General features: G+C 34.0%; 6 protein-coding genes and 1 rRNA gene. 6 read left to right on the top strand and 1 reads right to left on the bottom strand.

Annotated features, from left to right (window positions below):
• Positions 1-299, top strand: a 23S ribosomal RNA gene (locus CS063_RS14710); the annotation flags it as partial.
• 187 nt (positions 300-486) lie between these two features.
• Here the strand turns inward: CS063_RS14710 and CS063_RS14705 are convergent.
• Positions 487-1,737 carry a PocR ligand-binding domain-containing protein gene (locus tag CS063_RS14705; protein WP_099450459.1) on the bottom strand — a complete coding sequence of 417 codons (1,251 nt, stop codon included), beginning with the start codon at positions 1,735-1,737 and terminating at the stop codon, positions 487-489.
• A gap of 167 nt (positions 1,738-1,904) precedes the next feature.
• Here CS063_RS14705 and CS063_RS14700 point away from each other — a divergent pair, with 167 nt between their 5' ends.
• The 5 genes from CS063_RS14700 to CS063_RS14680 all read left to right on the top strand — a co-directional run bounded on the left by CS063_RS14700 (position 1,905) and on the right by CS063_RS14680 (position 9,316).
• A complete protein-coding gene (locus tag CS063_RS14700) occupies positions 1,905-2,549 on the top strand; it encodes a corrinoid protein (protein ID WP_099450458.1) in 645 nt (214 codons plus the stop codon).
• Between the two features lie 82 nt (positions 2,550-2,631).
• A complete protein-coding gene (locus CS063_RS14695; protein ID WP_099450457.1) occupies positions 2,632-4,836 on the top strand; it encodes an ASKHA domain-containing protein in 2,205 nt (734 codons plus the stop codon).
• A gap of 10 nt (positions 4,837-4,846) precedes the next feature.
• Positions 4,847-6,439 carry a response regulator gene (locus CS063_RS14690; RefSeq protein WP_099450456.1) on the top strand — a complete coding sequence of 531 codons (1,593 nt, stop codon included), beginning with the start codon at positions 4,847-4,849 and terminating at the stop codon, positions 6,437-6,439.
• Positions 6,440-6,466: 27 nt separating this feature from the next.
• Entirely contained in the window at positions 6,467-8,317 is a 1,851-nt protein-coding gene (locus CS063_RS14685) for a cache domain-containing sensor histidine kinase (protein WP_099450455.1), read from the top strand.
• Positions 8,318-8,329: 12 nt separating this feature from the next.
• Positions 8,330-9,316, top strand: a complete 987-nt coding sequence (locus CS063_RS14680; protein WP_099450454.1) for a sugar ABC transporter substrate-binding protein — start codon at positions 8,330-8,332, stop codon at positions 9,314-9,316.
• Positions 9,317-9,320 lie beyond the last annotated feature (4 nt).

Raw genomic sequence — 9,320 nt, 5'->3', positions numbered from 1 at the left:
CAGTTCGGTCCCTATCCGTCGTGGGCGCAGGAAGTTTGAGAGGAGTTGTCCTTAGTACGAGAGGACCGGGATGAACGGACCACTGGTGCATCTGTTGTCATACCAATGGCATAGCAGAGAAGCCAAGTCTGGAAGGGATAAACGCTGAAGGCATCTAAGCGTGAAGCCCCCCTCAAGATAAGACTTCCCATTCCGAAAGGAAGTAAGACCCCTTAGAGACTATGAGGTAGATAGGCTTAGGCTGTAAGTGCAGTAATGCATGTAGGTACTAAGTACTAACGGTTCGAGGGTTTGACCTAAAATAAGATGGTATGACCATCACAACGGTTAAAACAGAATATGTCGTAGTATTTGTTTTTGAGAGTATAAGAAAACATAACACCCTTGAGGGTGTTTTTTTGTTAGTATATTTTTCTTAAAGTAAAAAGAGCTGTGCTTAAGTCATAAAGTCTTGAGCACAGCTTTTTTGTATAAAAATGATCAGGTTTAACGATATTGTTTGGGAGTAAGACCAGTATATTTTTTGAAGACTTTAGAAAAATAACTTTGATCTTCAAAACCTACTGCTATAGCAATATCAATAATTGTATAGTCCGTATTGGAAAGGAGTCGTTTACTTTCCTCTATACGTACCATATTGAGGTATTCCCTAAAGGAAGAACCACTATACTGCTTAAAAATACTTGAAAAATAAGTAGGATTAAGATTTACATGTTCTGCTACTTCTTCTAAAGAAATAGCATGAGAAAAATTTTTAGAGATATAGGCAACGGCTTTTTTAACACGATCATTACTTTTAGTAGGAGTATAGTTAAAACTACTTTCAACAAAAACCTCTACTGCTTCTTGGAGTTTAGAACATAAGATTTCAAAATCTGTAATTTCTTGAAGGGATTTTAAAAATTGATTACTAATTTTTAAGATGGTATCAGTAGCCCCCCCACCTTCTATAGCAGCACGTGAAAGAAGAGAGCAGAGCTCCACAGCTCTTGTCTTTAAAATATCAAGACTATTACCTTCAGAGAACAGAACATAACCTAATAAATCATTGAGAATACTTTTGGCTTCTTGAATATTCCCTACCTTGACTTTACTAATAAGTTCTTTTTCTTTTTCGTAAGGATAAGAAGTTTTATTAGTAATATCAAAGGTTTTGTACATTTGAATGGATTCATTGATTTTAGATTGCTGATGGAATTTATCTTGATTATCCATAAATTGCTTTTGACTGTCTGAAATAAGATTATAAAATAAGAAATAAAGTAGTTTACTGATATGTGTAACTAAAGCTGGAGCAATGACACGAATGGAATAAGACGTATCATATAGTTCTAGAAGGTCATCGGTTCCTATTGCATATCTATGTGCAACATCGGCTATAAGAAGTGAGTCGGGTTTGTCCATAAGAAAAGGTCCAACTAAAATAGAGGCAAAAAATACTCCTTTATTAAGTAGAGGAAAAACAATATGATTAAGATTGGCATGGCAGGAAAAAATATAAGTTTCACCTAGTTCAATAGCCTTTTTACTAGCTGCGATATGTATTTTTTCACAGGAGTCATTTTTAGGTAAAAAGCCTTTTACAATACTACAAAAAGGAGTAGTATTACCACAGGCCTCTAAAATATCACCATGCTCATCAATAACCTGAATAGGTAAGTTTAAACAGGCTTCAAAAGCTTCTAGCATTTCTCTTAGTTTTTTCTTTTCTACAATTGTATAAAGATAGGGTTTCATTGCAAGCAGCTCCTTTGTGTAATAAAAAGTTATTTATAAAATTATACCATGGAAAATATAAAAAAAGTAACATATTTCTAAAAAAAATACAAAAAATCATTTTATTTATTCTGTATAATTAGTATAAAAGTAATAATTTATAAATGATTCTATAGGAGGTACATAATATGGAGATTTTAGGAGAAATATCTGAATTACTACAAAAAGGAAGAGCAAAGAATGTAAAGGTTTTAGTACAACAGGCTTTAGATGAAGGTATAGATCCTAAAAAGATTCTAAACGAGGGTCTATTATCTGGTATGATGATTATCGGTGAAAAGTTTAAAAATAATGATGTTTTCGTACCAGAGGTTTTAGTAGCAGCACGAGCAATGAATGCAGGTGTAGCTATCTTAGAGCCTAAGCTTATAGAAGTTGGTAATAAACCTATTGGAAAAGCGATCGTTGGTACAGTAAAAGGTGACCTTCATGATATCGGTAAAAACTTAGTTGTTATGATGTTAAAAGGTGCTGGTCTTGAGATCCATGATATCGGTGTTGATGTAGAAGCAGAAGACTTTATTAGCAAAGCAGAAGAAGTGGAAGCAGACATTATTTGTATGTCAGCACTACTTACAACAACAATGCCAAGTATGAAAACAGTTATTGAGGCATTAAATGAAAAAGGTTTAAGGGATAAATATATTGTCATGGTAGGTGGTGCACCAGTAAGTGAAAGTTTTGCTGAGCAAATTGGTGCAGATTATTATACACCTGATGCAACGACTTGTGCAGAAGTGGCTAAAAAAGCTGTAATAGAAAAAGTAGGATAAGAAATAGTGAAAGTAAATGGGTACTACAGATTCTGTAGTGCCCATTTGTGGCTTATTGATTTTAGCTTAGGAGGTAATAGATATGAGTGATATAACTATTGTAAAGCAGTTTGAGAATGTTATTAAACAAGAAGAAGTTTTTAAACTGATTGATTGTTATAAAGAAAGTGATATTTATGAAGAAGTTGTAGAAGAATACGAGGAAGTAAAACAAAACGTTTTATCACTCCTTGAGCCTTATGGGGTTTTTGGAGTAGAGAAAACATGTGAGGAAAGAGATATTGAAGCATTACAAGGGAAAAAAGAATGTATTTATGTAGCACTTACTATAGGAAATAAGGTTACACAGTACAGCAATGCTCTATTTAAAGAAGGGGATTATCTAAAAGGGATGTTAGTAGATGCCATAGCAGATGCTTATCTTTTTTCTATGGAAAAAGGGATGGAAGAATCTATCAGGCAAGTGTGTGCAAAACATAAGAGAGGCATAGAAAAACGTTTAGAAGCACCTCATGATATCCCTATGACATTTCAAAAGAAAATATGGGAAAGCTTGCAACTTAAAGAAAGATTAAACATTGACTTATCTGATGGTTATATGTTTAATCCTGTAAAGACCATTGGCTATGTATTGGTTTTAAGCGAGGATGAAAAATTATTTGAAATACAGCATGATTGTAGTAAATGTCCAAGCATAAATTGCAAGAACAGGAGGATTCCAACTGTTCAGATAGAAGTGCTGAATGAAGAGGGGTCTCATAAAATAAGCTGTAAAAAAGGTGAAAATTTATTAGAAGTATTACGTAGAAATAAGATATTTCCTAATGCCATTTGCTCAGGTAAAGGAGTGTGTGGGAAATGTAAAGTAAGGGTAGTTTCTGGTGAGCTTCCTTTAACAGAAGCAGATTCTAAAAAGTTAATGGAATCGGAAATAAATCAAGGCTATCGGTTAGCATGTATGGCACAAGTTCAACAGCCTTTAACAGTAGAAGTATTACGTGCAGATGCCCATTTTGAAGTGTTAACACACTATGAAGAAGAGAATAAGGTAGCTCTAGAACAAAGTGAAGTAGATAATAGAATAGAAAAAGACTATATAATTGCTATAGATATAGGAACCACTACCCTAGCAGTAGGAATAGTAGAGGAAGCTACTGGTAAAATGACGGACATTACAAGTGCAGTAAATAGGCAAAGAGCGTATGGTGCAGATGTTATTTCACGTATCCAAGCATCAAATGAGGGAAAAGGAAAAGTCCTTCAAGAGCTTATCAGGCAGGATCTATGGCAAGGCATAGAAGTAGTTATTAAAAAAGGAAATATTTCAAAAGAGCGCATTAAGCGAGTTGTGATAGGATGCAATACTACCATGGGACATTTACTCATGGGATATTCCTGTGAAACATTAGGTGTTTTTCCTTTTACACCTGTTAATATTGGTACTATTAGAGGATCTTTTAAGGAAATTTTAGGGAGAGAAGATCTAGAGTGTGAAGTAATCCTGCTACCAGGTATTTCTACCTATGTAGGAGGTGATATTGTAGCGGGACTTTTAGCATGTCATTTTGAAACACGTCAAGAGGTAGCATTATTTGTAGATCTTGGTACAAATGGTGAAATGGCACTTGGGAACAAGGATAAAATTATTTGTGCAGCGACAGCGGCAGGACCTGCTTTTGAAGGTGGTAATATTTTATGGGGCACAGGAAGTATAGAAGGGGCTATTTCCCGTGTTCATTTTAAAGAAGGTACTATGCAGTATGAAACAATCGGTCAGAAACCACCTGCTGGTTTATGTGGAACAGGTGTTATTGAACTAGTAGCAGAGTTAGTTAAACAGGAGCTTATTGATGAAACCGGTTTATTAGAAGAGGACTACTTTGAGGAAGGATACCCTATTGCTACTACCTTAGATGGAGAGTCGATTGTTTTAACACAAAAGGATATAAGAGAAATTCAACTGGCTAAATCAGCTATTCGTACAGGGATAGAAATCCTTTTAGAAAGCTATGGTGTGACCTATGACCAAGTTGAAACAGTCTACTTAGCAGGGGGATTTGGATTTAATTTAGACAAAGATAAAGCCATTACGATAGGTTTATTCCCAGAAGCTTTTAAAAATAAAATAAAGATTGTTGGTAATAGTTCCTTAGGTGGTGCGATTTATTATGGCACTCATAAAGAGGCTGAAGAGAATGTAGAGCATATTGGTAAAGTAGCGGAGGAAGTAAATCTTTCTACAAATAAGAACTTTAATGAGTTTTATATGGAACATATGATTTTTTAGGGGGAAAGGTATGTATACACTACTTATTGTAGATGATGAGGCACTTGTTAGACAGTCCATTGCCACTATTATTGATTGGGGGTCATTAGGTTTTACACGTATCTATCAAGCAGAAGATGGTATCGAAGCACTTGAAATTTGTAAAAATTGCAAGGTAGATTTAATACTGACAGATATTGTGATGCCTTTTATGGATGGATTAGAGCTTTCACGTATTGTAACAAGAGATTATCCTAAGACCCATATTGTTGTACTAACAGGGCATGAGGATTTTGAATATGCTAAGGAGTCAGTGGACTTAGGTGTTAAAAACTATATTCTAAAGCCAGTAGGAGCATCAACCCTGTATACTAAAATGAAGGAAATCTGTAAGAAACTTCGTATAGAAGAAACTCAGAAAAAATACATAGCTAAAATGCGTGAACAAGTCCTTCAAAGTATGCCTGCTTTAAGAGAGAAATTTTTATATTCTTTAGTGTGTACACCCTATGGAAAAGGCAAAAACATTGAAGAAGGTATACGGAACCTTGAGCTACCTTTAAAGGGAGATAACTATGTAGTAGGGATTATAGAAGCAGATTTAACTCAAGTTTCCTATGGGGACAGGGAGCTCTTTGAATTTACTATGAAAAATGTTACCCAAGATAGTGTGGGCAATCAGCACTGCATTTTTGGAGATTATAACCATCATATTATTGTAGTTTTTAATGTAGATGATATTCAAGATGATGCCCGGGATATTATATATAGGACACTTCAGGTGATTCAAAAAGCTGTTTATAGTATTCTTAAGGTAGATATAACATGTGCTATTGGTACAATTGTTTCGGATATAAAGGATATCTACCAGTCCTATAAAGAGGCAGATATAGCACTTGACTGTAAATACTCTTTAGGCAGTAATCGTGTTTATGATATTAGTGATTTAAATTACATTGAAAAATCTTTCTTTTATCCATTTGATGAAATAAAAACACTTATTTATAGTATTAAATTTTTACAAACTAAAGATATTGAAGAATCCCTACAGGGTATTTTTGATATACTTATTCATTCAAAGAATCTATCAAGTTCTAATATTAAGATGATTTTTATTGAAGTAATCACTTGTTTACTTAAGGAGCTATCCAGTATAAAGGAATTACCACTTGAAGTATGGAATGAGGGAATTAGGCTTTATAATAGCTTAGAGCATGTAAGCTCATTAGAAAAACTACAAGAAGGGATATTGGTTTTTTCGCTGAAGATTGCCAAGGAGCTACATCGTTTGCAATCTCATAGTGGCCAAATACTCATTGAAACGGTTAAGGATTTTATCGAAGAAAATTATACGGATACGCAGCTTTGTTTAGCAACGGTAGCAGGACATGTAGGCGTAAGTACAGGTTATTTAAGTGCTTTGTTCAAAAAAGAAACGAGCATTAATTTTACGGATTATTTAACAGATGTACGTATGAAAAAAGCTATGCAGCTTCTAAAAACAACAGATAAACGTACTTATGAAATCGCATATGAAATTGGTTTTTCTAACCCACATTATTTTAGTATTTCTTTCAAAAAGTATTCAGGGATGTCACCATCTGATTTTAGACTGATACGCTAAGGAAAAGAAGTAAAGAGAGGTGATTCCATGCAGACTAAAGTGTTGCTAGAAAAATGGAGGGAAAAACAGCAGCATATAGGTATCAAAAATAGGATTTTGTTAATGGTTTCAGGACTTATTGTTCTTTGTCTTTTAGTAGCGAGTGGGATTTTTATTGGGGTGTTTGGTAAAAATATTAGAAAAGAGCATATTATCTATACTCAAAAACTACTTAATCATACCAATAGCCAATTAAATAATTATTTTGATGAGCTAGGAGCCATCGCTAATGAGGCTAATTATAATTACTATTTACAAAATTATCTTATTGCTGAAAAACAGAATGAACAAGCTGGTGATTACCGTTATCAACTTTCAAAAGAGTATATGAAAAATTTCGAAATGAGTTTAAAACTATTTAGTTATCCCTTAAATAGTCGTTCAGATGTTTCAACAGTTATGATTTTTGGTAAAGAAAGATTATTATTAAAGAAGAGTATTTACTCTTCTTTAAACTTGATTAAGGACTATAGCCAGTATGAATGGTATCAAAAAGCTGTAGCTAACCCTCAACAACTCGTTATTTTAGGGCCTTCTGAGCATGATTTCTTAGTAGGAAATACAGAACCCAATATTTCACTAAGCAAAGTGATTAGCAGCTATGAGGATGGGACTTTTTTAGGTGTTATCTTGATAGATATTAATCTTAATCGTATTACAGAAATATGTAATGCTGTTTATAATAGCAATGGAGGAGACTTATGGATTTTAAATGAAAAGGGTGAAGTTGTTTATACACAAGGAGAGTTGTATAGAGGTATGAATGACCTAAGAGAACCTAAACTCATTACAGCCATCAACAGTGCTTTAGAAAAGACTAAAAGAGATGATTTTACCATTTGGAGAAATGGTGTCAAGTATCAAGCGGTTTATCGGCCTATACTAGGAACAGAGTGGAAGCTTGTGCACATGACATCTATTCCAGCCTTGACAAATTCCATGTATAAGACTACTTTCTTTATTGTATTATTGGTAATGCTACTACTTATTATTATTATACTAGTACTTAATAGCCTCCTTATAGAAATTGTAAAGCCTATTATCCATCTAAAGGAACATATGGATTTAGCAGATGAAGGAAATTTAGATGTAACAGTAGAAATTTTTAGAAATGATGAAACAGGCATGTTAGCAAAGAGTTTTAATGGCATGTTAAAGCGTATTAAAAATTTGATGGCAGAAGTAGTAAATGAGCAAGAAGATAAACGTAAATATGAATTGCAAGCATTACAAGCCCAAATCAATCCTCACTTTTTGTATAACACACTGGATTCAATTATATGGATGGCAGAGGCACAAAATAAAAACATTGTTCCTATGACAGAGGCATTAGCTAAGCTTTTTCGTATTTCGCTTAATCGAGGAAGTGAGTTTATTGGTATACAAGATGAGTTAGAGCATGTAAGAAATTATTTAATTATTCAAAGCATGCGCTATGTGGACAAATTTGAATATACCATTACATTAAGTGATGAAGTGAGATACTGCAAAACCATTAAATTGATTTTACAACCTATTGTAGAAAACTGTATTTATCATGGTATTAAGAAAAAAAGAGGGAAGGGACATGTGAGTATTATAGCTTATAAAAAGGCAGATTATCTTAAGGTTAAGATTACAGATGACGGTAATGGTATGAACGAAAACATGTGTAAAGACATTTTGGTGAAAGCTTCTAGATTTGATAATAGCAGTGGGTCAGGCATTGGAGTTAAAAATGTAAATGAGCGTATTAAGTTATACTTTGGTGAGGAATATGGTATTACATATACAAGTGAATTAGGTGTAGGTACAACCGCAATACTTACACTTCCTATTATAGAACAAAGTCTGGGATAGGAGATAAAGGTGATGAGACACAGGAGAATAGTAATCTATTTAATAATAGCCATATGCTTTACCTTAGGAGTGTGGAGTTATGAAACAAAAGACAAAGAAATAGCAATTACGCAACAAGAAAAAAAAGAAAACAAAAGAATTGTTATAGGAGCAACACTTGCATCTGAAGATTCAGAATACCTTAAAAGTGTTACACATTATATGAAAGAAGCAGCAACAGAAAAAGATATAGAGCTTATTTTGAAGTATGCAGATTGGGATGTACAGGTACAAACTAAGCAGCTCGATGAATTTATTGCACAAAAGGTAGATGCTATTATCTTATGTCCAACCAATGCAAAGTCATTATTAACACCCCTTAAACGCGTTAGAGAAGCAGATATACCAGTTATTAATTTGAATATGCAAGTTGATGCGATTTCTTTGCAATATATTACGACTTATGTAGGTGCCAGTAGCTCAGAGGAAGCAGCTTTAGCAGCAGAGCTTTTTATTGAAGCGCTAGGTGAAAAAGGAGGAGAGATTGCTATTATAGAAGGTGCACCAGGGAGTGATGCACAAATTTTTAGAACACAAACCTTTGTTGAGAAGCTAGCAGCTTATCCTCAAATTGAGATTGTAGGTATTGGAAATGGCAATTGGGAGAGAAGGAAAGCTAAATTAGTTGCCAAAGACCTCATTCATAAAAATCCTCAGCTAAAGGGTATTTTTGCTCATGACAGTAATATGGCTATGGGGATACTTGAGGCTATAGAGGAATTAGAAATAAAAGAAGAGATTTATGTAGTAGGTGTCAGTGAAAGTGAAGAGTATTTAGAGGCATTACATAAGGGGAAACTGTATGGAATCATTACACAACCACCTGACTATGAAGGAAAATACAGTGTTTACTGTGCGATAATGGCAGCTCAAGGTATTCGCCTACGTCCTTGGTATAAGGATCCTATTCAGATCTTAAAAAAAGAAGATGTAACTTCCTTTAAGCGAACCATGGAATAAAAAG

The organism is Sporanaerobium hydrogeniformans, assembly GCF_002735925.1.
In the GTDB taxonomy this organism is placed as follows: domain Bacteria; phylum Bacillota; class Clostridia; order Lachnospirales; family Cellulosilyticaceae; genus Sporanaerobium; species Sporanaerobium hydrogeniformans.
This window is presented reverse-complemented; position numbering and strand designations above follow the sequence as displayed.